The sequence below is a fragment of the Pantoea sp. DY-5 genome (assembly GCF_019795955.1).
In the GTDB taxonomy this organism is placed as follows: Bacteria; Pseudomonadota; Gammaproteobacteria; order Enterobacterales; family Enterobacteriaceae; genus Pantoea; species Pantoea leporis.
Genome location: NZ_JAIMIE010000018.1, coordinates 1 through 1,314, shown reverse-complemented (window position 1 = coordinate 1,314; position 1,314 = coordinate 1). Strand labels below are relative to the sequence as shown.

Sequence of the window (1,314 nt, the reverse complement as noted above, 5' to 3'; positions counted from 1 at the left end):
TGCTCTGTCATAAGATGCTTATTAAAAACAGCCATCTTTAACTGTCGAGACATCGCGCGATAATGCTCAGTGGCAGGGATCAGCGCATAATCCACATAGTTATCCCGCATAGCTTTCCATGTGGGCGAAGGCCAAGAGTTGTAACTCGGAATATCGGCAATCGTAAGCGTCTTCAGCAGGGATGGGTTGTCGAATGCCAGTCTGAGTGAAATTGCCCCGCCGATATCGTGACCAAAAAGATGTATTTTTTTGAGCTGCCAGTGTTCCAGCAGTTTCAGCAGATAACCGACTTGTGCGGAAACCGAGGTATCAGCCGTCAACGGGCGCTCTGATGCGCCGAACCCAGGCAGGTCATACAGGTGAACGTGAAAACCTGCATCGACAATTGCCGGCACCAGTGACTGCCAGATTACCGAGTGTGCGGGCGTGCCATGAACCAGCACCAGAGGTGTACCTGAACCATGGACCCCGGTCGCAATGCGACAACCTTTTATCAAAACGTCTTCATTCAGTAATGGGTTGTTAGCGGACATTAGCTTTCTCCATTGTGATTGTTTCTTCCAGGCTATCCGTTGACTGCCTATGACACCAGTGACATTGTTTCCATCTGTAAACCCACTTTTGTCATACAAAAATGAATAAACGACTCTCTGTTGATGCGCTCAGAGTATTCAGAACCGTGGTGCAAACGGGCAATATGAGTAAGGCTGCATTACTTCTTAACCTGAGCCAGTCTGCAGTAAGCTGGAAGCTCAAAAGGCTAGAAGATCAACTTCAATGCCAGCTACTTACGCGCACCGCCGGAAAAGCCGTTCCGACAGAAAAGGGCAGCGTTCTGCTACGCCATGCGGAAAAAATACTCACTGAACACGATCATGCCGTGGCGTATTTTTCGCCTTCGGAACTACGTGGCAAGCTGCGAATTGGGGTCACTGAACATATCTCAATGACAGAAGTATGCGGGGTCATTTCAACCTTTACTCACCATCACCCCGAGGTGGATGTACAACTGGTGGTGGAGCAAAGTCATCTCCTGCGTCAGCATTTTTCTGAAGGAAGCCTGGAAATTATCTTACATCAGGATTTCACGGGCACGGCCTCGCCGGAAGATAGGGTATTGTGGAGTGAAAAATTATACTGGTACGCAACGCCTGCCTGGCGGCATGAATCAGATAAGAGCCTGAAACTTATTACCTGGGGACCGGATTGCTTTTACCGTAACCTGGCTGAGGAGAAACTTCGCCAGGCAAAAATTCCATTTGCAGTGATACTGGAATGTCCTTCAGTAGCAGGTATGCTTGCGGCGATAACCAC

The 1,314-nt window shown here is 48.9% G+C and carries 2 protein-coding genes; one reads left to right on the top strand and one right to left on the bottom strand.

Annotated features, from left to right (window positions below; all coding sequences use genetic code 11):
• The coding region (locus K5Y30_RS24720; protein WP_255606823.1) for an alpha/beta fold hydrolase at positions 1-533 on the bottom strand (533 nt) is incomplete at its 3' end.
• Positions 534-634: 101 nt separating this feature from the next.
• Here K5Y30_RS24720 and K5Y30_RS24715 point away from each other — a divergent pair.
• A partial coding sequence (locus tag K5Y30_RS24715) for a LysR family transcriptional regulator (RefSeq protein WP_222214031.1) occupies positions 635-1,314 on the top strand: 680 nt, incomplete at its 3' end.